Origin of the sequence: Streptomyces sp. CB02056 (assembly GCF_001905545.1) — a bacterium.
Taxonomy (GTDB): domain Bacteria; phylum Actinomycetota; class Actinomycetes; order Streptomycetales; family Streptomycetaceae; genus Kitasatospora.
Window position 1 is genome coordinate 133,811 of record NZ_LIPD01000015.1, and the last position, 21,946, is coordinate 155,756.

20 protein-coding genes are annotated in these 21,946 nt (G+C 75.5%); 12 read left to right on the forward strand and 8 right to left on the reverse strand.

Features of this window, described 5'->3' with window-relative positions; all coding sequences use genetic code 11:
• Positions 1-263: 263 nt before the first annotated feature.
• On the reverse strand, positions 264-1,280 hold the full coding sequence (locus AMK13_RS33260; protein ID WP_241853138.1) for a helix-turn-helix domain-containing protein: 1,017 nt from the start codon (positions 1,278-1,280) through the stop codon (positions 264-266).
• 348 nt (positions 1,281-1,628) lie between these two features.
• Here AMK13_RS33260 and AMK13_RS33265 point away from each other — a divergent pair, with 348 nt between their 5' ends.
• Positions 1,629-2,144, forward strand: a complete 516-nt coding sequence (locus AMK13_RS33265; RefSeq protein WP_074005383.1) for a hypothetical protein — start codon at positions 1,629-1,631, stop codon at positions 2,142-2,144.
• A gap of 95 nt (positions 2,145-2,239) precedes the next feature.
• Here the strand turns inward: AMK13_RS33265 and AMK13_RS33270 are convergent, their stop codons facing one another.
• A complete protein-coding gene (locus AMK13_RS33270; RefSeq protein ID WP_074005384.1) occupies positions 2,240-3,052 on the reverse strand; it encodes a GntR family transcriptional regulator in 813 nt (270 codons plus the stop codon).
• Between the two features lie 217 nt (positions 3,053-3,269).
• Between AMK13_RS33270 and AMK13_RS33275 the strand changes: the two genes are divergently transcribed.
• The 4 genes from AMK13_RS33275 to AMK13_RS33290 all read left to right on the forward strand — a co-directional run bounded on the left by AMK13_RS33275 (position 3,270) and on the right by AMK13_RS33290 (position 7,445).
• The gene (locus tag AMK13_RS33275) at positions 3,270-4,841 is read left to right on the forward strand and encodes an alkaline phosphatase family protein (protein ID WP_074005385.1); all 1,572 of its coding nucleotides are present in this window, start codon (positions 3,270-3,272) and stop codon (positions 4,839-4,841) included.
• 206 nt (positions 4,842-5,047) lie between these two features.
• Positions 5,048-6,058, forward strand: a complete 1,011-nt coding sequence (locus tag AMK13_RS33280) for an aldo/keto reductase (RefSeq protein WP_074005386.1) — start codon at positions 5,048-5,050, stop codon at positions 6,056-6,058.
• A 39-nt stretch (positions 6,059-6,097) separates the two neighbouring features.
• Positions 6,098-6,517, forward strand: a complete 420-nt coding sequence (locus AMK13_RS33285) for an SRPBCC family protein (RefSeq protein ID WP_074005387.1) — start codon at positions 6,098-6,100, stop codon at positions 6,515-6,517.
• A gap of 157 nt (positions 6,518-6,674) precedes the next feature.
• Entirely contained in the window at positions 6,675-7,445 is a 771-nt protein-coding gene (locus AMK13_RS33290; protein WP_074005388.1) for a hypothetical protein, read from the forward strand.
• A 51-nt stretch (positions 7,446-7,496) separates the two neighbouring features.
• Here AMK13_RS33290 and AMK13_RS33295 read toward each other — a convergent pair whose 3' ends face one another.
• On the reverse strand, positions 7,497-8,147 hold the full coding sequence (locus AMK13_RS33295; protein WP_074005389.1) for a hypothetical protein: 651 nt from the start codon (positions 8,145-8,147) through the stop codon (positions 7,497-7,499).
• A 395-nt stretch (positions 8,148-8,542) separates the two neighbouring features.
• Here AMK13_RS33295 and AMK13_RS33300 point away from each other — a divergent pair, with 395 nt between their 5' ends.
• From AMK13_RS33300 to ligA, 3 genes are all read left to right on the forward strand, one after another.
• Positions 8,543-10,054, forward strand: coding sequence for a phenylacetate--CoA ligase family protein (locus tag AMK13_RS33300; protein ID WP_241853139.1), 1,512 nt, complete (start codon positions 8,543-8,545; stop codon positions 10,052-10,054).
• Positions 10,055-11,104 carry a hypothetical protein gene (locus tag AMK13_RS46150; protein ID WP_074005390.1) on the forward strand — a complete coding sequence of 350 codons (1,050 nt, stop codon included), beginning with the start codon at positions 10,055-10,057 and terminating at the stop codon, positions 11,102-11,104.
• A 66-nt stretch (positions 11,105-11,170) separates the two neighbouring features.
• Positions 11,171-13,222 carry an NAD-dependent DNA ligase LigA gene (gene ligA / locus AMK13_RS33310; RefSeq protein WP_074005391.1) on the forward strand — a complete coding sequence of 684 codons (2,052 nt, stop codon included), beginning with the start codon at positions 11,171-11,173 and terminating at the stop codon, positions 13,220-13,222.
• A gap of 104 nt (positions 13,223-13,326) precedes the next feature.
• Here the strand turns inward: ligA and AMK13_RS33315 are convergent, their stop codons facing one another.
• The 3 genes from AMK13_RS33315 to AMK13_RS33325 are packed head-to-tail and all read right to left on the reverse strand — an operon-like array spanning position 13,327 to position 17,023.
• Positions 13,327-14,643, reverse strand: coding sequence for a sensor histidine kinase (locus AMK13_RS33315; RefSeq protein ID WP_074005392.1), 1,317 nt, complete (start codon positions 14,641-14,643; stop codon positions 13,327-13,329).
• The gene (locus AMK13_RS33320) at positions 14,643-15,356 is read right to left on the reverse strand and encodes a response regulator transcription factor (protein ID WP_074005393.1); all 714 of its coding nucleotides are present in this window, start codon (positions 15,354-15,356) and stop codon (positions 14,643-14,645) included. The genes AMK13_RS33315 and AMK13_RS33320 overlap by 1 nt, the downstream gene beginning before the upstream one ends.
• A gap of 59 nt (positions 15,357-15,415) precedes the next feature.
• Positions 15,416-17,023 (reverse strand): alpha/beta fold hydrolase, encoded by a 1,608-nt coding sequence (locus AMK13_RS33325; RefSeq protein ID WP_079272722.1) that lies wholly within the window; start codon positions 17,021-17,023, stop codon positions 15,416-15,418.
• A 174-nt stretch (positions 17,024-17,197) separates the two neighbouring features.
• On the opposite strand from AMK13_RS33325, the gene AMK13_RS33330 reads away from it, so the two are divergent.
• Together AMK13_RS33330 and AMK13_RS33335 are read left to right on the forward strand one after the other, a co-directional pair.
• On the forward strand, positions 17,198-18,031 hold the full coding sequence (locus tag AMK13_RS33330; RefSeq protein ID WP_079272723.1) for an arylamine N-acetyltransferase family protein: 834 nt from the start codon (positions 17,198-17,200) through the stop codon (positions 18,029-18,031).
• A 156-nt stretch (positions 18,032-18,187) separates the two neighbouring features.
• On the forward strand, positions 18,188-19,198 hold the full coding sequence (locus AMK13_RS33335) for a S66 peptidase family protein (protein ID WP_074005394.1): 1,011 nt from the start codon (positions 18,188-18,190) through the stop codon (positions 19,196-19,198).
• A gap of 29 nt (positions 19,199-19,227) precedes the next feature.
• On the opposite strand, the gene AMK13_RS33340 is transcribed toward AMK13_RS33335, so the two are convergent.
• Together AMK13_RS33340 and AMK13_RS33345 are read right to left on the reverse strand one after the other, a co-directional pair.
• A complete protein-coding gene (locus AMK13_RS33340) occupies positions 19,228-19,647 on the reverse strand; it encodes a helix-turn-helix domain-containing protein (protein ID WP_049660094.1) in 420 nt (139 codons plus the stop codon).
• A gap of 84 nt (positions 19,648-19,731) precedes the next feature.
• A complete protein-coding gene (locus AMK13_RS33345) occupies positions 19,732-20,268 on the reverse strand; it encodes an AAA family ATPase (RefSeq protein ID WP_074005395.1) in 537 nt (178 codons plus the stop codon).
• A 237-nt stretch (positions 20,269-20,505) separates the two neighbouring features.
• Here AMK13_RS33345 and AMK13_RS33350 point away from each other — a divergent pair, with 237 nt between their 5' ends.
• Together AMK13_RS33350 and AMK13_RS33355 are read left to right on the forward strand one after the other, a co-directional pair.
• Positions 20,506-21,552, forward strand: coding sequence for a DUF4190 domain-containing protein (locus tag AMK13_RS33350; protein WP_079272724.1), 1,047 nt, complete (start codon positions 20,506-20,508; stop codon positions 21,550-21,552).
• A gap of 145 nt (positions 21,553-21,697) precedes the next feature.
• Positions 21,698-21,925, forward strand: a complete 228-nt coding sequence (locus AMK13_RS33355) for a hypothetical protein (RefSeq protein ID WP_074005396.1) — start codon at positions 21,698-21,700, stop codon at positions 21,923-21,925.
• Positions 21,926-21,946: the final 21 nt, after the last annotated feature.

Here is a 21,946-nt window from a genome sequence, read left to right on the forward strand (position 1 = left end):
CCAGGGAGGCACCCCCGCCGTGTTGGCACCGAGTCGACAGTCCTTGGCACTGGGTGGACAGGTGCGGCCTTCCGGCCCGTCCGTGCGCGCGGGGTGCTCGCGGTGCGGGGTTCTCGGGGGGCGTGGGTCGGCCGGCGGCCGGTGTTGTGCAGGAGGCGCAGCACCGCGTCGGTGTCCAGGCCCTCGCAGGCGGCGTCCATCGCGGCGTAGAGGGACTCCTCGATCCCGGCGGCCCCGTCGGCGCGGCCGTGCCGCCCGTACGGTTAACCGCCGGCGCCCCCGGCCAGGGCCCGCTGGCGGTGCTCGCTGGGGGAGAGGCCGTACGCGGTCTTGAAGGCGCGGCTGAACTCGGCGGCGCGGGGCAGGCCGCAGCGGGTGGCGACGGCGTGGACGGGCAGGTCGCGCAGCGCGGGGTCGGCCAGGTCGCGGCGGGCCCGCTCCAGCCGGCGGCGGCGGACGAAGGCGGCGACGGTCTCGCCGCCGGACTGCCGGGTGAACAGGCGGTGCAGGTAGCTGACCGAGATGTGGTGGGCGGCCGCGATCACGGCGGGGGTCAGCTCCGGGTCGTGCAGGTTGCGTCCGACGAAGGCCCGGACGTTCTCGACCAGGGCCCGCTGCCGGGTGTCGTCGGGTACGGCGGCCTCGGCGTCCAGCTCCCGGGCGAGCCAGGCGGCCACCAGGTCGACCACGATGCCGCCCAGCCGGGGGGTCTCGACCGGGCCCAGGACGGCGGCCTGCCGGTCCAGGCCGACGAGGAACTCCGAGAGCAGCGCGCAGGCGCCCTCCCGGGAGGAGAAGCCGCGGCCCAGCAGCTCGTGCACCCGGTGCGGCGGCAGCGGCAGCAGGGCGGTGGGGAAGTCGACGCCGACGGCCTCGATCCGGCGCTCCGCGGGCGCCTGGGCGCGGGAGCCGAAGGCCCGCAGGTCGAAGGAGTGGGAGCTGTCGAGCATGTGCAGGTTGCCGGGCCCGAAGGTCTCGGTGCGCCCGCTGCCGGGGGTCAGGACGAAGCCGCCGTCGAGCAGCAGGGTCAGGTGGAACACTCCGAGGTCCGAGCGGCGCACCCGGCGCTCGGTGCGCTGGAAGCGGGTCGGCGGGAAGGAGGTCCGCAGGAGGGTCACCGGCCCGAGCTCCAGGCGCCGCATCTCCGCCCGGAAGTCGTCGGAGTGGTCGCTGGTCACCTCGCTGTCCCGGGTGCGGCTGACCAACTCCCGCCAGCACTCGAACCGTTCCCTCTCGGGTACGCCCTCACCGCGGAACACGCTCGCCGTGCTCGTGGTCACTGTCCGCCCTTCCCGTCCGGGGTCCGTCCCCTTCCCTGTCCGGTCGGGCTCCCCTTCCCCACCAGGTGTCACCGGCCCCTCGCAGCCGGTGACACCGAAACCTACAAGGTCAGGCCCGGTGTCCTCCGCCCGGGGGCCCGGAGCCCGGCCGCGCTCCGCCCGGGGCCGCCGTCGCCCGACGGGAAATCCGGTGAACCGGCCGTCCGCCACTGCCCGTTGGCATGAACGCAGGGACCGACAGGCCCTGCTCCCATCGGAGGGCGGCGTACGGGGCGTGTCCCGTACCGCCGTCGACGAGACCGTGCCGCGGCCGGTCGGGAACCGCGCCGCAGCGGAAAGAGGGGAACGATGAGGAACACCGGAAGGACCAGGCGCACGCTCGCCTTCGCCGGCGCCGCCCTGGCGCTGGCCTCGCTCACCGGGCTGACGACGGCCACCAGCGCGTCCGCCGACGTCAACAGCGAGTGGAACTGTTCGCGCAACCCGAGCGGCTGGGACCACATGAACTGGGGCAGCTGCCTGCTGCCCGGTGACTCGCTCGTCTCCGCCAACGGCGCCTACCGGCTGACCTACCAGACCGACGGCAACCTCGTGGAGTACGACCGCTACGGCACCGCGATGTGGAACACCGCCACCTTCGGCGGCGCGGGCAAGGCGATCATGCAGTACGACGGCAACTTCGTCGTCTACGACACCTTCAAGAACGCCAAGTGGGCCACCGGCAGCGGCTTCGGCTGCAACCCCAGCGCCAACTGGGTGCGCATGCAGAACGACGCCAACATCGTCGTCTACCGCCCGCACGACAACAGCAGCCCCTGGGTCCCGGTCTGGTCCTCGCAGTCCGGCCGCGTCGGCACCTGCTGACACCCACCCGGCCCGTGCCCGGCACCTGCTGACACCGCCGGGCCCGTGATGCCCGGCACCGGCGGCCGCACCCCCTGCGGCCGCCGGTGCCGGCGTCAGTTCCCCCGCGGTCGCTCCGCCTCCGTGGCGCCGCCCACCCGGGGGGCGCTGTCCGGGGCGCCGAGGGCGAGGGTGAAGCTGAACCGGTCGCCGCGGTACAGGGAGCGCACCTGCTCCAGGGGGCGCCCGGCGGCGTCCAGGCTGCGGCGGTGCAGCAGCAGCATCGGCAGCGCCGGCGGGGTGCCGATCAGCAGCGCCTCGCGCGGGGTGGCCAGCACCGTCTCGATCCGCTCCTCGGCGGCGCCCAGGCGCACCCCGTGCTCGCGCAGGTAGCCGTAGAAGGACCCCTCGGGGTCGAAGTCCCGGTCCAGCGCGGGCACCCGGGCCACCGGCACGTACGTGGACTCCAGCCCGACGCGCTCCTCGTCCGCGCGCAGCACCCGCTCCAGGTGCCACAGCGGCTCGCCCTCGGGGACCTCCAGCAGCCGGGCCACCGCCGCGTCGGCGGGCAGCCGGTCCAGGCCGATCAGGGTGCGCCCGGGGCGCAGGCCCTGGCGCGAGACGCCCTCGGTGTAGCTGCTCAGGGACAGCGGCTGCTCGATCTTCGGCCCGGCCACGACCGTGCCCCGGCCCTGCCGGCGCAGCCGGCCCTCCAGCAGCAGCTCGCGCAGCGCCTGGCGCACGGTGGCCCGGGCGACGCCGTGACGCTGCGCCAGATCGGCCTCGGTGGGCAGCCGCCCGCCCGGGCCGAGCTCGGCGACCAGCTCCTCCAGCCGCGCCTTGACCAGGTAGTACTTGGGCACCCGGCCGTGCTCGGGGACGCCGGCGCGGGCCGCTTCGGGGCCGGCCCGGGAGATGGGGTGGTTCACCGCGCAAGCCTACCGAGCGCCGCCCGGGCCGCACCGGGCCGTACGGGCCGTGCCCGGCTCCCCGGGGTCGATGATCACGGAAGCGTAACGGGTCTGGTCTGAATTTCCGCGGTTGTTCATACAACCGTGGATCCGGCGAGGGCCCGTCCTCGCCCGCCCGGCGCATCCTCACTCCCGGTGCAACTGCACCGCACTGACGACCAGTTGGGAGCCCTCGATGCGCACCTCCCGCACCGCCGCCCTCGCCGCCGCCACGGCCCTCGCCGCCACCGCCGCCGCGCTGATCGCACCGACCACCGCCGCCACGGCCGCCCCCGCCGCGACCGGGGCCGCCACCGGGGCCGCCACCGGGGCCGCCGCCCCCAGCGGCCCGTACCAGGGCCTGCCGAACGGCACCAAGCAGGCCAAGACCCTGGTCATCGGCGTCGACGGCACCCGCTACGACAAGCTGCTCACCGCCGACGCCCCCGCCCTCAAGGCTCTGATGGCCGGCGGCATGACCGCCACCAGCAACCTCTACGCCAACCCGCTGGCCCCCACCCTCTCCGGCCCCGGCTGGTCGACCATCGCCACCGGCGCGTGGCCCGACAAGCACCAGGTGAAGGACAACAGCTTCACCGGCTCCCGCTTCGACCTGTTCCCCGACTTCGCCACCCGCCTGGAGAACGCCGACCCCACCACCTCCACCCTGGTGATCGGCTCCTGGAACCCCATCGCCGGCAACGTCTTCAACGGCCGCGCCGACCTGCGCCTCCAGGAGAGCGAGAACGACACCAAGACCGCCGCCGACGCCGTCGACTACCTCGCCCACGGCAACCCCGACACCACCTTCCTGCACTTCGACCAGGTCGACGAGGCCGGCCACAACCACGGCGGCACCAGCCCCGAGTACGCGGCCGCCCTGCACTCCGCCGACGCCCTGGTCGGCCAGGTCCTCCAGGCCGTCAAGTCCCGTCCCACGTACGCCTCGGAGGACTGGCTGGTCGTCGTCACCACCGACCACGGCCACACCGACGCCGGCGGCCACGGCGGCAACAGCGCCAACGAGCGCCAGACCTTCCTGATCGCCAACGGCACCGGCTACGCCCCCGGCTCCCGCCGCTACGACGTCAAGCCCGTCGACATCGCCCCCACCGTCCTCAAGCACGAGGGCGTCGCCCTCGACCCCGCCTGGAAGCTCGACGGCCGCCCGATCGACGAGATCGCCCCCGACGCCTTCGACGCGCTGCGCCCGAGCCTTCAGGCCCGCGCCGACGAGAGCGGCATCCCGGCCGGGGTGAAGGGCTGGACCCACACCCCGCCGGCCGGCTGGAGCATCGACAACTCCCGCATGCCCAGCGGCGGCGTCACCGAGTGGCGCGGCTGGACCTTCGCCACCGACGAGTTCTGGACGGCCGCCCAGCTCGGCCAGTCCCGCGAGACCAACGTGCGCGCCCGCAACGTGTTCGCCGTCGCCGACTCCGACGAGTGGGACGACAAGGCGCACGGCGCCGGCCAGTTCGACTCCACCCTGGTCGGCCCCGCCTACCCGGTCTCCGGCGCGAGCCGCGGCGTGCTGTCCTTCGCGACCAACTACAAGGTCGACGGGCCGCAGACCGGCGACATCTACGTGGTCTTCGACAACGGCGCCCCGCAGCTGGTGAAGTCCTACCGCAGCGACCTCAACACCGTCGAGAACCTCCCCGTCACCGTCCCCGCCGGCGCCACCACCGCCCGCTTCCAGTTCCGCTACACCGGCACCAACAGCGCCTTCTGGACCGTCGACCAGGTCTCCTTCACCGCCTCCTGACCCGGGCGGCGGCGCGGGCGGGGGAGGGGCACCGGGCCCCGCCCCCGCCCGCGGCCGTAGACGGCGGGATCGGCCCACCCCTTGCATTGTCACGCGTATGCAACTATTGTTCCTGCATGTAAGGCGCGTTTGCACTAATCCTTCGGTGCGGACGCAACCCCCGGCGGGTCCCCCATGACGCCCGCCCGCTCCGCAAAGGCAGTGACATGTCCCTGAAGAACATCCTCCCCGGCAAGCTCGGCTTCGGCACCGCCCCGCTCGGCAACATGTTCCGCGCGATCCCCGACGCCGAGGCCCTGGCCACCGTCGAAGCCGCCTGGGACCAGGGCGTCCGCTACTTCGACACCGCCCCCTTCTACGGCGCCGGCCTCTCCGAGGAGCGCCTGGGCGAGGTGCTGTCCACCAAGCCGCGCGACGAGTACGTCCTGTCCACCAAGGTCGGCCGCGTCATCCTCGACGAGCTGGAGGAGGGCGCCCGCGACCTCGGCGAGAAGGGCGGCCTCTTCGAGCACGGCAACCCGAACAAGATGCTCCACGTGTGGACCGCCGAGGCCACCGAGCGCTCCGTCGAGGACAGCCTCAAGCGCCTGGGCACCGACCGCCTGGACATCGTCTGGGTCCACGACATCGCCCAGGACTTCCACGGCGACCAGTGGCTCGCCAAGTTCGAGGAGGCCCGCACCGGCGCCTTCCGCGTCCTGTCCCGCCTGCGCGACGAGGGCGTCATCAAGGCCTGGGGTCTGGGCGTCAACAAGACCGAGCCGATCGAGCTCACCCTGGCCCTGGACGAGCCGCAGCCCGACGGCTTCCTCCTCGCCGGCCGCTACACCCTGCTCGACCACGACCACGCCCTCCAGCGGCTGCTGCCGATGGCGCAGGAGCAGGGCGTCGACATGGTCGTCGGCGGCCCCTACAGCTCCGGGATCCTCGCCGGCGGCACCCACTTCGAGTACCAGCAGGCCCCCGCCCACATCATCGAGCGCGTCACCGAGCTCAAGGCCCTGGCCGCCAAGCACGGCGTCTCCATCAAGGCCGCCGCCCTGCAGTTCTCCCTCGCCCACCCGGTGACCGCCGCCGCCGTCCCCGGCGCCACCAAGCCCGGCCGCATCGCCGAGGACGTCGCCGCCCTCAACGAGACCGTCCCGGCCGCGTTCTGGCAGGAGCTGCGCGCAGCCGGCCTGGTCAGCCCGGCCGCCCCGCTGCCGAACAACGCCTGACCACCCGCACACCCCACCGCAGTGACAGGAGAAACGACCATGGCCTCCACCTCCGTCAGCCGTACCGTCCCCGCCACCCCCGAGAAGGTCTGGAGCCTCATCGGCGGCTTCGACGCCCTGCCCGACTGGCTGCCCTACATCCCCGAGAGCACCGCCTCCGAGGGCGGCCGCGTGCGCAGCCTGAAGAACCCCGAGGGCGACGTCATCGTCGAGCGCCTCGTCGACTTCAACGAGACCGAGCGGCAGTACAGCTACGCCATCCTCCAGGCCCCGTTCCCGGTCGACGGCTACGTCTCCACCCTCCGCGTCCACGCCGTCCCGGGCCGCGCCGACCTCGCCGAGGTCCAGTGGTCCGGCCGCTTCAACCCCGTCGGCGCCACCGAGCAGGAGGTCGTCGACCTGTTCACCGGCATCTACGCCGACGGCCTCGACGCCCTGGCCCGCACCCTCGCGGGCTGACCCGGGGCACCGCGCACCGGCGGCGCGGCGGTCCGGACACCTGGGGGATCGGGTGTCCGGGCCGCCGCGCCGCCGGCGTTTCCGCCCGTTCCCGCCGCTCCGACCTGCCCGGCCCCGCCCCGCGGGCCGTACGGGCGGCGGGCGTAGGCTCCCGCCGGTGACACCAGCACCGACACCCCCTGCCGAGGCCGGACAGCCCGTCGAGCCCGGCCCCGTCTGGACCCCGCTGACCCGCGCCACCGCCGTCGACCGCGCGACCGGCCTCGCCTGGCTGTCCGGGCTCGGCCACAACCGCACGGCCCCCGGCGGCTTGCTCCTGCGCCTGCTGGACGCCGGCGAGCACCACTTCCTGGACCGCGACGACCTGCCCGACGGAGTCCTGGACGCCGCGATCGCCCACCCCGACCGGCGCGTGCGGATGGGCGCCGCGGAGAGCGGCCGGCTGTCACCGGCCCAGTGGGAGCGGCTGATCGCCGCCACGCCCGGGGCGGCGCTGCGCGAGCTGTTCGCGGAACTGGCCGAGGGGCCGGGCCGCCCGCGCAACCACCCCCGCTTCCCCCGCCAGGGCCTGCTGCGCCTGGCCGCCGACCCGAACCCGCGCCTGCGGGCCCTGGCCCTCGACGACCCCGCCGCCACCCCCGCCCACGTCGAACGGGCCGCCGCCGACCCCGACCCGGCCGTCCGTCGGGCCGCCGCCGCCGACCGTCGGCTCGCCCCCGCCACCGCGGCCGCGCTCGCGGCCGACCCCGACAGCGGCGTGCGGCACTTCGCCCGCGTCAACCCGGCCCTGCCGCCGGAGGAGCTGGTGGTGCTGCTGCTCGACCCGTGCCGGGCCGACGCCGCCGCCAGGAATCCCGCGATCCCCGCCGCCGTCCTGCACCGCATGGCCGACCTCGCCATCCCGCACACCGCCGTACCCCGGCGCTGACCCGCCCGGGGCCGGTCCTGGGCACGGACCGGCCCCGGGCGGGGGTGGGGCTCAGTGGCAGACGAGCTTGTTGCGGGCCAGCTCCTGGACGGTGCCGGGGTTGACCGGGGTGTCGCAGGAGACGGTGCCCTCGATCTCGGCGTCGAAGGTGCTGTAGGTGGGGTGGGAGCCGAAGGCGTAGGCCCAGTACCCGTCACCGGGGTCGTTGTTGCCCCAGCCGCCGCGGGGGAGGCAGACGTACTCGTCGGCCTTGCCCTGGACGCGGTTGGTGCCCTTGAACACCGCGTAGTCGCCGGGGCGGGAGAAGTTCAGCGTGACCTTCTGGGACCAGGTGCTGGTGGTGGACTTGCTGGTCTGGACGGAGAAGCCGACCTTGATGGAGACCTTCGCGAAGAACGCCCCCGCCTCCGCGTTGATCTCGGTCGAGGCGTTGAAGGTCGTGCTGACGTTCTGGACCTCGGTCACGGTGGTCTCGACGGAGCCGGTGGTGCCCGGGGCGATGGTGATGCCCTTCCAGTGGGTGAGCACCGGTTCGACGACGGCGGTCGAGACCTCGTACAGCCCGGTCCGGGAGACGCGGGGGTCACACGGGCCGCCCGGCTCGGCCGCGTGGGCCGTACCGGTGGCGAAGGCCGACGCCGCGACCGTCAGGACGGCGAGCGCGGCGGGTAAGGACAGCCGCCGCAGGAACGTGTTCGTCAAGGGGACTCCTCGGGGGAGGGGGTGTCGGACCGCCACGCGGCCGGCACCCGGCATGGATTCGTCAGATCGTGCCCAGAACACCCCCACCGCACACCCACAACCCCGAACTCCCCTGCACAAGCGGAAGGTTGGCTGTGCACATAGCCTGTTGCACACCGCCGGACCGTCCCTATACTGCCGTTGCCCGCAGGCCGGAACCCGGCCCCGGACATCCGCCGCTGCGCCCGGCCAGGGCGGCCGGCCGCCCGTACGAGGGAGAACCGATCATGGTCAAGCACTACCTCAAGTACGCCTTCAGCACCCTCACCGCCGCGATGTTCCTGCACATGGTCTGATCCGACCGACCCCGGCCGGGGCCGGGTGGCCCATCGTCCGACCCTGGCCTGGGAGTCCGCTTGTTCGCGACCGCGCTGAGCCAACTGCGCTACGGCGCAGCGATCCTGACGAACCGTCGCATCCGCCCCCGCGACCTGGAGCGCCTCGCCCGGGACCTGGTCGCCACCATCGCCGAGTTCGGCGAGCCCGGCGAGGACTCCGCCCTGTTGCCCGGCCGCGCCGGACACGTCGACCCGCAGGTCCGGCGCGAGGTGGCCCGCCGCAGCCTGCGCGCCACCGCCCGAACGGCGGCCCGGCACACCGCCTACTACCGCCGCACCTTCGCCGAACTCGGCCTCGACCCCGACCGGTTGGAGCCCGAGGACTGGTCACGCGTCCCCGTCACCCCCAAACAGGCGCTGCGCGCCCTGCCCGCCGCCTTCGTCTCCGACACCGCCCGCCCCGCCCTGCAGGCGCTCACCACCGGCACCAGCGGCACCCCCACCGCCGTGTGGTTCTCCCGCGCCGAACTCGAGTGCGCCATCGCCTTCAGCACCATCTCCGCCGTGCTCGGCCTCGGCCTGCGCCCCCGCCACACCGTCGCCTACGCCGGCTGCTCCCGCGCCACCCTGTCCCTGGTCAACGCCGAGGAGTCGGCCACCCGCGCCGGCGCCGGCTTCGTCCAACTCGGCACCGTGGCCCCCGCCGTGGCCCTCGACCGCCTCGCCGCCCCGCTCGGCCTGCCCGGCAAGGACCCCCAGGTCACCCACCTCACCACCTCCGCCTCCTACCTGGCCGCCCTCGTCCAGGAGGCCGAACAGCACAAGTGGCGCGAAGCCGACTTCGGCCTGGAGTCGATCAGCGTCGGCGGCGAGGTGCTCTCCGCACCGCTGCGCCGCCGCGCCGAGGCCGTGTTCGGCGCCACCGCCACCTCCGCCTACCTGATGACCGAGATCCTGCCCTCCGGCGCCACCCCCTGCACCCGGGGCCACCTCCACCACACCACCGAGTTCGGACACCTCGAAGTCCTCGACCCGCTCACCTGGGAAGCCACCGCCCCCGGCGGCACCGGCACCGTCGTGCACACCCCCTACGTGCCCTACCGCGAGTGCACCCTGCTGCTGCGCTACGCCACCGGCGACCTCGTACGCCTCCCCGCCGAGCCGCCCGACTGCGAACTCGCCCACCTGCCCGCCACCTCCGAGATCCTCGGCCGCTGGAACGGCCCGCTCAGCCGCACCGTCACCACCCGCGAGGTGCTCGACCTGGTCGAAGCCGAACCCGAGGTCCCGCTGCCCGCCCGCCACGCCCTCACCGAAGGCCCCGACGGCCCCGACGGACCGGCCCGCCTGCACCTGCTGGTCGACCGCCTGCCCGCCACCGCCCTGCGCGGCCGCCTGGAGGACCGCGCCCGCGCCGCCGGCCTGCGCCTGGCCGACATCCTGCTGTACGAGGACCGCGCCGCCATGCCGCCGACCGCACCCCTGCGCGCCGACCTGCGCGAGCACACCTTCGACACCCTCGGCACCTTCGACGTCCCCGCCGCCCCCGGCACCCCCGCCGCCCCCGACCGTGTCCCCGGAAGGCGCTGAATGACCGTCGACCCCGCCGCCCTGGCCGCCCTCAGCGCCGCCGTCGCCGCCGAGACCGCCCTGGCCGCCTGGTACCTCGCCCGCGTCCGGATGCCCCGCCCCCCGGTCGGCGTCTACACCGGCGGCGACATCGCCGTCCTGTGCGCCGGAGTCGTCCTCGCCCCGCTGCTCTACACCGCCCTGCCCGCGGCCGCCGTCTCCGCCGTCTTCGGCCTCGTCGCCTGCCTCGCCGTCCAGTTCACCCTCGCCCCGCTGCTCGCCGCCACCCCGCTGCGCGCCACCCCCTGGTCCTGGGCCGCCGCCCTCACCGCCACCGCCGCCACCGCGCTCGCCGCCCTCACCGGCCACCCAGCCGCCGCCCGCGCCGGCAGCGACCTGATGATCGCCACCGCCGTCGTCGGCGTCGCCAACCTCTGGACCCAGAGCGGCCTGCGCTCCGGCCACACCGCCGCCCTGGCCGCCGTCCTCACCGGCTACGACCTGGCCGCCACCACCCTCACCGACACCACCACCCGCTTCTTCGAACAGGTCCAGGACCGCCCCTTCGCCCCCCTGCTCGCCCTCACCGGCGGCCCGGCCCCCGTCGCCGTCGGCCTCGGCGACCTCCTGCTGCTCGTCCTCTACCCGCTCGTCGCCGCCAAGGCCCACGGCCGCACCGCCGCCACCGTCGCCGCCCTCGTCGGCCTGCTCACCACCAGCACGGTCAGCGCCTGCTTCGCCGCCGGCTGGCTCACCAGCGGATTCCCGCTGCTCACCGCCCTGGGCCCGCTGATCGTCGCCCAGCACCTGTACTGGCGCCGCCGCACCGGCGGCGAGCGCACCACCGCCCAGTGGCGCGAGGGCCACCAGCTCCCTCTCCCGCTGCCGTCCTCCGTCGGCCACGAACCCGCCGCCGCCCTCGCCGCCCCCGTCCCCGACGGCACACCCCCGGGCACCTGGCTCGCCCTCGCCGACGGCCGCGTCCTCGGCACCGGCCCCACCCCCGGCCACGCCCGCCGCGACGCCCGCCGCCACGGCACCGACACCCCCACCACCGCCCGGCTGGTCTGACACCTCCCAGCGTTCCGCCGGCGCGCGCCCCGGGGCCCTGTCAGTGCCGGCCGCCATGATTCCCGCATGACCGCCACCGCAGCACCGCTGTCCTCCCCGTCCGCGTACGCCGACGCCGTCGCCACCGCCGTCCGGGCCGCCGCCGCGTACTACACCGACGGCTCCACCCCGCTCGGCGACGACGAGTACGACACCCTGCTGCGGGCCATCGCCGCCTACGAGAGCGCCCACCCCGGCGAGACGCTGCCCGACTCGCCGACCGGCAAGGTGGCCGGCGGCGCCGCGAACGGCGACGTCCCGCACAGCGCCCCGATGCTCTCCCTGGACAACGTGTTCTCCGCCGAGGAACTCGACGCCTGGGCCGCCGGCCTCGAACGGCGCCTGGGCCGCCCCGTCACCGCCTGGTGCGTGGAGCCCAAGCTCGACGGCCTCGCCATCGCCGCCCGCTACCGCGCCGGCCGCCTCCAGCAGGTCGTCACCCGCGGCGACGGCCTCGCCGGCGAGGACATCACCCACGCCGCCGACGCCGTCCTCGGCCTGCCCGCCGAACTCACCGAACCCGCCGACATCGAACTGCGCGGCGAAGTCCTCCTCACCCAGGACCAGTTCGACCACGCCAACCGGATACGCGCCGACCACGGCGCCACCCCCTTCGCCAACCCGCGCAACGGCGCCGCCGGCACCCTGCGGGCCAAGGACCGCCCCTACCGGATCGAACTCACCTTCTTCGCCTACGACGCCATCGGCCCCGACGGCCTCGCCCACAGCGCCCTGCTGGACCACCTCGCCGCCCTCGGCGCCCACACCGCCGCCACCACCGCCGCCAGCCCCCGACGCTGCGCCGACACCGCCGAGGTCCAGCAGCGTGTCGAGGAGATCGCCGCGCTGCGCGCCGAACTGCCCTTCGGGATCGACGGCGTGGTCGTCAAGGCCGACCTCGCCGCCGACCGCGCCGAGGCCGGCTCCGGCTCGCGCGCACCGCGCTGGGCCGTGGCCCGCAAACTGGCCGCGCAGCACCAGGTCACCCGGCTGCTCGCGGTGGAGTGGAACGTCGGGCGCACCGGCGTCATCGCCCCGCGCGCCGTCCTCGAACCCGTCGTCATCGACGGCGTCACCGTCACCTTCGCCACCCTCCACAACCCCGCCGACATCGAACGGCGCGGCCTGATGATCGGCGACCAGGTCTTCGTCTACCGCGCCGGCGACGTGATCCCCCGGGTCGAGGCCCCGGTGCTCGACGCCCGCACCGGCGCCGAGCAGCCGATCGCCTTCCCCGAGACCTGCCCGCGCTGCGGCGACGCCATCGACACCACCGAGCAGCGCTGGCGCTGCGTCCGCGGCCGCGACTGCCAGGCCGTCGCCTCCGTCCTCTACGCGGCCGGCCGCGACCAGCTCGACATCGAGGGCCTCGGCGGCACCCGCGCCGTCCAGCTCGTCGAAACCGGCCTGGTCACCGACCTCGCCGACCTGTTCACCCTCACCCGCGAACAGCTGCTCACTCTGGACCGGATGGGGGAGACCAGCGCCGACAACCTGCTCGCCGCGATCGCCACCGCCCGCACCCGGCCGCTCAACCGGGTCTTCTGCGCCCTCGGCATCCGCGGCACCGGACGGACCATGTCCCGCCGGATCGCCGCGCACTTCGGCTCCATGACGGCGATCCGGGCCGCCGACGCCGAGACCCTGGCCGGCGTCGACGGCATCGGTACCGAGAAGGCCCGCGTCGTCGCCGCCGAACTCGCCGAACTCGCCCCGCTGCTGGACCGCCTCGCCGCCCTCGGCGTGGGCACCGCCGTCACCGCCCCCACCGCTCCCGCCGCCACACCGACGGCAGGGGAAGGCGACACCGCCGACGACCGGGGCCCGCTCGCCGGCGAGGCCGTCGTCGTCACCGGCAGCATGACCGGCGCCCTCGCCGACCTCTCCCGCAACCAGATGAACGAACTGGTCGAACGCGCCGGCGGCAAGGCCTCCTCCTCGGTCTCCAAGCGCACCACCCTCCTGGTCGCGGGCGAGAAGGCCGGCTCCAAGCGCGCCAAGGCCGAGGAGCTCGGCATCCGCATCCTCACCCCCGAGGACTTCGCCACCCTGGTGGCCGCTCACCTCCTCCCGGCCTGACGGGCCCGTCCCGCGCGGGGGTCCGGCCGGGGCCGGACTTCTCGCGCTCACGCGTCCGCCCGGGCCCCTCCGGACGGTCCGCCGGGGCGCCGTCCGGCGGACCGTCAGCCGCCCGGGGCCGGCGGCAGCCGGAAGCCGACCTCGGCACCGCCGCCGGGAGCGGCGGCGGCGAAGACGGTGCCGCCGTCCGCGACGACCAGGTCGTGGACGATGGCCAGGCCCAGCCCCGAACCCGGGGTCGACTGGGTGCCGGCGGCACGGTAGAAGCGCCCGAAGACGGCCTGCCGGTCGCCGGCGGCGATCCCGGGCCCGCGGTCGCGCACGGCCAGCCGGGTGCCGGTGACGCGGACCTGGACCAGGGTGCCGTCCGGACTGAACTTGACGGCGTTGCCCACCAGGTTGTCCACGCAGCGCTGGAGCGCCCGCGGACGGGCCAGCACCGGGACGGGCCCCTCGGTGATGACGGCGATCTCCCGGCCGGTGCGGCGGCGGAAGCGCCGCGCGCTGTCCTCGGCGGCGGCCGGCAGGTCGAGCGGCTCCGGCTCCTCCGCGCTCTGCTGGTCGGTGGCCAACTCGACCAGCTCACGCACGAGTTCGTCGAGCGCGACGGTCTCGGTGACCAGGGTCGCGAGGATCTGCTCCTCGTCCTCGGGAGCGAGCCGGCCGCGGGCGCGCTGGAGGAGCTCGGCACACCCGCGCACCGAGGTCAGCGGGGTGCGCAGCTCGTGGCTGGCGTCCTGGACCAGGCGCTGCTGCTGCTCGCGGGAGCGGCGCAGCGCGCCGACCATCGACTCGAAGGCCCGGGTGAGGCCGCCGACCTCGTCGCGCCCGGCGGCGGGCAGCGGGGTGGCCAGGTCACGGGTGGTGGTGATGTGCTCGGCGGCGCGGGCCAGGCGCCGCACCGGGCGCAGGATGCGGCCGAGGACGAGCCAGCTGAGCAGGGCGCAGGCGGCGGCGGCCGCCACGCTGGTGACGGTGATCCGCCGCAGGAACGCGTCGTCGACCTCGGTGACCCCGGCGTAGGTCTGGCCGACCATCACCGCGCCCTGCCCGTCGGGGCGGGCCTGGGTGAGGACGCCGTAGGGGGTGCCGTCGACGGTGGCGTCCTCCTGGTGGGAGCCCTGCCCGGTGCGGGCCACCTCCAGGGCCCGCTCGGAGACCGGCAGCGCCGGCCCGCCGCCCGGGGCCAGCGGCCGGGCGGTGCCGTCGGCGGGCAGCAGCTGTTCGACGGTGTCGGGCCGGGCGGGCGGCAGCCAGCCGAGGTCCAGGGCGGCGAGCACGGTCTCGGCCCGGTCCCGCAGGCTCCGGTCGAGCTGGTCGGAGACCAGGGTGCTGACGCCGCGGTAGGCGGCGGTGACGGGCACGGCGATCGCCAGCAGGACGGAGGCGAGGACCACCAGGCCGATGCGGGTGCGCAGCATCAGGCGGTCCGGGCGGTGTAGCCGACGTTGCGCACGGTGTGGATCAGCCGGGGCGCGCCGTGCTCCTCGGTCTTGCGGCGCAGGTAGCCGACGTACACGTCGAGCGAGCGCGAGTCGGTGTCGAAGTCGTAGCCCCAGATGCGCTCGTAGATCCGGTGGCGGGTCAGGACGGTGCCCTGGTTGCGCAGCAGCAGCTCCAGCAGGTCGAACTCGGTCTTGGTCAGGTCGAGCCGGCGCCCGCCGCGGTGGGCCAGCCGGGCGGCCGGGTCCAGGGCGAGGTCGGCGAGGACGAGCCCGGTGTCCTCGCCGTCCCCGGCGTCGAGCGGCTCGGTGCGGCGCAGCAGGGCGCGGATGCGGGCCAGCAGCTCCTCGGTGGCGAAGGGCTTGGCGAGGTAGTCGTCGGCGCCCGCGTCCAGCCCGGCGACCCGGTCGCCGAGCTGGTGGCGGGCGGTGAGGACGAGGACGGGCAGGCGGTCGCCGCGCCGGCGCAGCATCCGGCACAGCGCGAGGCCGTCGAGGCGGGGCATGACCACGTCCACCACCGCGAGGTCGGGGCGCCGGTGCTCCAGGAGCTCCAGCGCCTCCTGGCCGTCGGCGGTGGTGAGCACCCGGTAGCCCTCGAAACGCAGCAGGTGGTCGAGGGTGGCGCGGACACCGGGGTCGTCCTCGACGACCAGGACGGTGCGCCGGGCGTCGGCGGTGGGATCTGTCATGGTGTCATCCTCGCTGGTGGCGGGCGTGGTCAGGCCGGTCGGGGGCTGCCGACGACGCGTCAGCGGGGGACCGGGACGACCGCGACCGGCGGGACCTGGGCCAGGCAGGAGGTGTCGCCGACCTCGCCGGTGCGGATGAAGCCGCTGGAGATCTCCAGGGCGCAGCCCGTGGACCCCATCTCCGGGAGGTGTCCGCTGTTGGGTACCGAGACGAACGCGCTGTGGCGGAACTGGGCCGCCGACAGGCGGGAGTTGACCTCGGGGGTGTTGGTGTCGAGGTCCCCGGAGAGCACCAGGACGGGCACGTCGGGCAGGTTCCCCAGGTCGGTCGGCTGCGGGCGGGCGGTACCCCGGCGCGGCCAGTTCAGGCAGTTGTCCCCGCCGTCGGTCTGGCCCGCGGCCCAGCCCTCGGGGCTGAAGGCCCCGAAGTCGGCCGGGTCGGCGGCGGCCAGGGCGGCGCGGTACTGGCGGCGGCGCTCCGGCACCGGGGCGTCCGGGTCCCAGGCGCGGACGTAGTCGTTGCAGGTGACGGCCAGGAAGGAGGCCTGGTCCTCGGTGCCGGTGCCCTCCATCTCGCCGCGCACCAGGGCGGACAGCGGCCCCTCGTCGCCCGCGGCGAAGGCGTGCAGGGCGGCGGGCAGGGCGCCGAGCAGCCCGGACTCCCCGGGGTGCAGGCCGATGCCGCGGGTGGCCGGCTCGTACATCAGGTCGGCGAGCTTGTCCTCGGTGAACAGCACGGTGCGCCGCTCGCCGCCGGCCTCGGCGGTCACCTTCAGCGGGCGGGCGCGCAGCCGCTCGGCGACGGCGGCGAGGTCGTGCACCGCGGTGTCCGGGTCGCAGGCGCCGCTGCGCTCGCAGATCCGGCGCAGCGTCAGGGAGACCTGCTGGGCGCCGGGCCGGGCCAGGGAGTCGAAGGCGACCGGGTAGGCGCCGGACAGCACCATCTTCTCGACCCGCTCGGGATGGCGGTCGGCGTAGACCGGCATCAGGTAGGTGCCGTAGGACATGCCGTACAGCACCAGCCTGGGGGCGCCCAGGCGCTCGCGGGCGGCGTCGATGTCGTCGGCGGTGGCGGCGCTGGTGTAGCCGCGGGCACGCGGGCCGAGTTCCTCGGCGCACTCGGCGACGAGCTCGCGCTGGCCGGCCCGCGGGGCCCAGCGGTACTCGGCCTCGGTGACGTCGCAGGGCAGCCGGCCGGAGCGGCCGGTGCCACGCGGGTCCAGCAGGAGCACGTCGTAGTCGTCCAGCACCCCCCGCAGCGCACCGGCCACCTGCTCGGCGCGGTCGATCAGGGTCTCGCCGGGGCCGCCGGGGTTGAGGGCGACGGTGCCCAGGGCCGGACCGGGGCGGCTGTGGCGCACCACCGCGTAGCTCACGTCGACGCCGCCCAGGCGCGGCTCGCCCGTCACCAGGGGCCGGCGCATGGTCGTGCAGTCGACCCGGTGGCCGGGGACGGCCGGGCACCACGCGGGCCGGCCCTGCGCCCCGGCGGCGGAGGCCTGCGCGGGCGGGGCGGCGGCGAGCGGCAGCGCCGTCGCCAGTACCGCCAGGGCCGCGGCGGCCAGGGCGCCCCGCCGGGCCCGCCGCCCCGCGCCGCCCGTGTCCGCGCCGTTCGCGCTCGCGCCGTTCGCCCCGGTGGCCGTGCCCCTCGCCGTGCTCGTCGTCATCGCGGTGTCCTCCGTACGTCCTGCGGTCGGTGTGGGCACGACTCTGCCGGGCGCCCGTCAGCCGTTCGGCAGAGTGACGGCAAAGGCGTGTAAGAACCCGGACGCGCGGGAACCCGGGGGCGTAGGACCAAAAGCCGATGGCCCCGCGCCCGGCCTCCCGGGTGGAATGGCCCGATGGATCACGTGCCACACCCCGAGCAGCCGTCCGACGGCCCCACCGGCGGCCTCACCGCCGCCCAGCGGGACGCCTACCTCGACCGCATCGGCCTGCCCGACCCCGGCGCCCCCTCCCCGCACGCGCTCGCCCGGCTCCAGCTCGCGCACCTGCGCACCGTCCCGTTCGAGAACCTGGACATCCACCTCGGCGAGAGCATCGTCCTCGACCCCGCCGCCCTGCTGGCCAAGGTCGTCACCCGCCGCCGCGGCGGCTTCTGCTACGAACTCAACGGCGCCTTCGCGCAGTTGCTCACCTCGCTCGGCTACCGGGTCGGCCTGCTCGCCGCCCGCGTCTTCGACGGCGAACGGCTCGGCCCGCCCTTCGACCACCTCGCCCTGCGGGTGGACCTCGACGAACCGTGGCTGGCCGACGTCGGCTTCGGCCGCTTCAGCCACCACCCGCTGCGCCTCGACGAGCGCGGCGAACAGGCCGACGCCGAGGGCGCGTTCACCCTCACCCCGACCGGCGCCCACGGCGACCTGGACGTCCTACGGGACGGCACGCCCCAGTACCGCCTGGGCCCGCGCCCGTACGAACTCGCCGACTTCGCCCCGACCTGCCGGTGGCAGACCACCTCACCGGACTCCCACTTCACCCGCTCCACGACCTGCACACTGCTCACCGCGGACGGCGGCCGGGCGACCCTCAGCGGCAACCGCCTCATCACCACCACCCCGGCCGGCGAACGCACCGAACGGACCCTCACCGACGACGAGGCCCTCGCCGCGTACCGCACCCGCTTCGGCATCACCCTGGACCGCCTGCCGAGCCTGCCGGCCCTCCCCGGCTGAGCGCCCGGCGACCGCCCGCCCGGGCGAAAACCGGTTGCCGCCGCGCGGGCCGACGGCGAGACTGCGGTCCGACCCGCCCGGCCGGTGCGGCCGCCGGGGGTGTCCCGCCCGTCCGGCCCGGCCGGATCCGCCCACCTGTGAAACCGGGGTCGCCCCATGCCCACCGCGCCGACCGCCCTGCTCCGCCCGCGTGCCCTGCGCCCCGGCGACCTGGTGGCGGTGGCCGCGCCGTCCGGTCCGCTGGAGGACGGGGACCGGCACCTCCTGGCCCGCGGCACGGCCGTGCTGGAGGAACTCGGCTTCCGGGTACGGGTGTGCCCGTCGGTCGCCGAGGGGCGCCGGCACTGGTGGGCCGCGGGCCGTCCCGCCGAGCAGGCGGCGGAGTTCAACGCGCTGCTGCGCGACCCCGAGGTGCGGGCGATCGTCGCGCACACCGGCGGGCAGGCGGTGACGGGCTGGCTGGACCTGCTGGACCTGGACGCCGTACGCGCCGACCCGAAGCCGGTGCTGGGCTGCAGCGACGTCTCCCAGCTGCTGCTGGCCCTGCACGCCCGCACCGGACTGGTCGGCGTGCACGCCGACATGGCCACCTACGGCTTCGGCGAGTGGAGCGGGCGCTTCGCGGGTGGGCCCGAGGAGGACGGCGCGCACCGGGCGCTGCGCGAGGCGTACCTACGGGTGCTCACCGTGCCGGCCCCGCCCGGGCCGCTGCCGGCGCTCTCCCCGTGGCAGTGCTGGCGCGCCGGCCGCGCCCGGGGCCCGCTGGTCGGCGGCCTGCTCAACCGGCTCGTGGCCCTCCAGGCCACCCCGTACGCCGTCCCCGCGCGGTCCTTCGACGGCGCGGTGCTCTTCTGGGAGGAGGTGGACCGGCCGCTGTCCGCGGTCTGGAAGGACCTGCACGTGCTGCGGCTGTCCGGCGTCCTGGACCGGATCGCGGCGATGGTGGTCGGCACCCCGCACCGGGTCGGCTCCGACGGGCCCGCCGGCGCGGGAGAGCCGTCGCTGCGCGAGGTGGTCCTGGACGTGCTCGGCGACCGCCCGCTGCCCGTCCTCGCCGGCGTGGACTTCGGCCACGCCGGCCCCAACCTCCCGCTGCCCCTCGGCGTGCGGGCCGAGGCCGACGCCACCGCCCGCACCCTCACCCTGCTCACCCCGGCGGTCTCCTGACCCCCCGCCGGGGCCGGCCGCCGCAGCGGTCAGGCGACGAGGCAGAGCCCGTCGTACCGGCCCGTGGACGGGGCGCGGCCCCGGCCCGTGCGGCTCGGGACGGCGGCGTAGCGGGCCAGCTCGTCCTGGGCGAGCGAGAGCAGGTCGCCGAGGCCGAGGCCCAGCGCCCGGGCGGCGGCCGCGAGCACCTCGGAGGAGGCCTCCTTGCGCCCGCGCTCCAGCTCCGACAGGTACGGCATCGAGATCCGGGCCGCCTCCGCGACGTCCTTCAACGTGCGCTCCTGGGCGAGCCGTTCGCGCCGCAGCACGTCGCCGACGACGTCGCGCCACAGCGGCTCCCGCCGTACGGGCGCCGGGTGCGGGGGACGGGACGGCCCGCCGGACGCGGGCGGCTGCGCCTGCGGGCGCAGGGGGATGACGCGGGCTTCGTTCGGCGCATGGGTGCTCACCCCTCACACCCTAGGTACTTGACGCCCCGGGGGAAGAGCACGGGGTTCCGCCCTGGGTGAAGCCCGCGCGCCGGCCGCGGCCCCTCAGGGCCGGGGCGTCCAACCGGCCGGGGCGAGGCCGGTGTCGGCGAGGATCCGCCCGACCGTCTCCTCCAGGCCGCTGTGCCGGCCGACGACCCGTTCGAGACCGTCGGGGAGCAGGTCGTGGGGCCGGTACCAGTCGGCCATGTCCTCGGGGGAGAACTCGGCGGCCTGGGGGCGGGTGGCGTGCCGGCGCACGGTCTCGTCGAAGTCCACGTCGAGGTAGTACAGGAAGCTGCGGCCCCGGTGGTCGGCGACGAGCCGGGCCAGCATCGGCCCGTAGCGCTCGGCGGCGAGGATGCCCTCGACGACCGTGTGGAAGCCGTGGTCGAGGGCGTGCCGCGCGACCAGGTCGATCAGCCCGATGTTCGCCCCGTCCGGGACGTCCCGCTCCCGCAGCACGGTACGCCGCAGCAGGTCCTGCCCGACGACGGCGAGGCCCCGCCCGTACGCGGCCCGCAGCCGAGCGGCGACGCTGGACTTCCCGGCGCCGCTCGGACCCCGCACCACGACCAACACGCTCTCCGGACTGCCCGTCACACCGCGACCGTCCCCGCGCCGCGCCCCGCCCACACCACCGGGCGCCCACCGGGTACCCGGCGGGAGGCCGTGGCCCGGCACTGTATATGTTGATCACTCGCCGGCCCGGCCGGCGTCCCGTCCCAGGGGGTGACGCGTGGGGCCGGGCCGCTGCCGTCGGGGAGCCGGGCAGGAGGCCCCCGACCCGGGGCCGAGCAGCGGCCCGCCCGACATCCCACCGTTCCCGAAGGATTCCGCATGACCGTTCCCGTCCCGCCCGACAGCAGCCCGCGGCCTGCCGAGGAGCCGGCCGCCGCCGACCCGTGGGCGCCGCCGGGCCAGGGCCGGGACGCGGCCCCCACGGTCCCCGGCTTCGGCCCCGCCCCCGCCGCGGGCCCCGGGCAGATACCGGGTCAGGCCCCCGGCCAGGCACCCGGCGCCCCGTACTGGCCGCCCTACGCGATGCCGGCGCCCGCGCCGCAGCCCCGCAACGGCCTGGGCATCGCGGCCATGGTGCTCGGGATCGTCGGCGTCGTGCTCGGCCTGACCATCATCCTGTTCTGGCTGTCCTGGCTGCCCGCCCTGCTGGCCGTGGTCTTCGGCGTGATCGCCCTGGGCCACGTGCGCAAGGGCCTGGCGGCCAACCGGGCGATGGCCCTGGCGGGCGTGGTCCTGGGCGTCACCGGCCTGCTGGTCTCGGTCGGCACCGGCGTGTTCGTCGTGAACCGGGTGCAGGAGGTCCACCGGGAGCAGAAGGCGCAGGCGGACGCCGCGCGCATCCGCTTCGAGACCGCGACCAAGGCCGCCGAGGAGCGGGCGGCCAAGGAGAAGGCGCGGATCGAGGCCGAGCGCCAGCGGCTCGCGGCCGAGCAGGAGAAGCGGGCCGCGGACGAGCGGGCCCGGCGCCTGTCGTTCGGCCAGTCCTACACCTACCCGGACGGACTGAAGGTCACGATGGCCGCGCCGGAGCCGTACGTCCCGCGCGGGGGCGTGGGCGAGACCCCCAAGGACGCCACGATCGTCCAGGTGAGGATCACCGTCGTCAACACCGGGCCCGCGGAGGTCTCGCTCCTCGGTTCGGGGCTGCCCACCGTCCGGGACGCCAAGGGCAACCTCGTCTTCACCCTGATCGACGGCAGCGGACGGATGAAGATCCTCACCAAGTCCCTGGCCCCGGGCGAGGAGGCCACCGGGCTGACCGCATACGCCCTGCCGGCCGGCGCGGGCGACCCGTTCTCCGTCCGGTTCGACCACACCATGGGCACGGAGTACAAGGACGTCATCTGGACCGGCCCGGCCGGCTGACCCCCGACCGGCCCCCACCGCCCGAGGCCGCCCGACCGCCCCCCGCGGCAACTCTGACGGCACGTCACGAATCGGCAACCGAGGCCCCGTCTCGGTCACCACCGCCGTCGCCGGCATCCGCAACCAGACCACGGACAAGGTGGCGATGCCCTCGACGGACGACGTCACCGAGGGCTGGAGGCGGATGCACGGCAGCAACCGGGTCAACGGCGCGAGCGGCTGGATCTGCCTCGACCCGCAGGGCAACGCCTACAACAAGGCCGTGCCCGTCGTCGAACTCGACCCGAAGATCAAGAACGCCGTCCTGGTCGGCCTCGCCTGGCCCCTCGGCCACGCCCCCGACGCGACCTGCCCGATCGGCAGCGACGGCTGACCCCCGGGCAGGGCCGCGCCC

Coding starts and splice junctions, on each gene's coding strand:
- AMK13_RS33265 (WP_074005383.1), top strand. CDS start 1,629: ATGAGGAACACCGGAAGGACCAGGCGCACGCTCGCCTTCGCCGGCGCC.
- AMK13_RS33275 (WP_074005385.1), top strand. CDS start 3,270: ATGCGCACCTCCCGCACCGCCGCCCTCGCCGCCGCCACGGCCCTCGCC.
- AMK13_RS33280 (WP_074005386.1), top strand. CDS start 5,048: ATGTCCCTGAAGAACATCCTCCCCGGCAAGCTCGGCTTCGGCACCGCC.
- AMK13_RS33285 (WP_074005387.1), top strand. CDS start 6,098: ATGGCCTCCACCTCCGTCAGCCGTACCGTCCCCGCCACCCCCGAGAAG.
- AMK13_RS46150 (WP_074005390.1), top strand. CDS start 10,055: ATGACCGTCGACCCCGCCGCCCTGGCCGCCCTCAGCGCCGCCGTCGCC.
- ligA (WP_074005391.1), top strand. CDS start 11,171: ATGACCGCCACCGCAGCACCGCTGTCCTCCCCGTCCGCGTACGCCGAC.
- AMK13_RS33315 (WP_074005392.1), bottom strand. CDS start 14,643: ATGCTGCGCACCCGCATCGGCCTGGTGGTCCTCGCCTCCGTCCTGCTG.
- AMK13_RS33320 (WP_074005393.1), bottom strand. CDS start 15,356: ATGACAGATCCCACCGCCGACGCCCGGCGCACCGTCCTGGTCGTCGAG.
- AMK13_RS33325 (WP_079272722.1), bottom strand. CDS start 17,023: ATGACGACGAGCACGGCGAGGGGCACGGCCACCGGGGCGAACGGCGCG.
- AMK13_RS33330 (WP_079272723.1), top strand. CDS start 17,198: ATGGATCACGTGCCACACCCCGAGCAGCCGTCCGACGGCCCCACCGGC.
- AMK13_RS33335 (WP_074005394.1), top strand. CDS start 18,188: ATGCCCACCGCGCCGACCGCCCTGCTCCGCCCGCGTGCCCTGCGCCCC.
- AMK13_RS33350 (WP_079272724.1), top strand. CDS start 20,506: ATGACCGTTCCCGTCCCGCCCGACAGCAGCCCGCGGCCTGCCGAGGAG.
- AMK13_RS33355 (WP_074005396.1), top strand. CDS start 21,698: ATGCCCTCGACGGACGACGTCACCGAGGGCTGGAGGCGGATGCACGGC.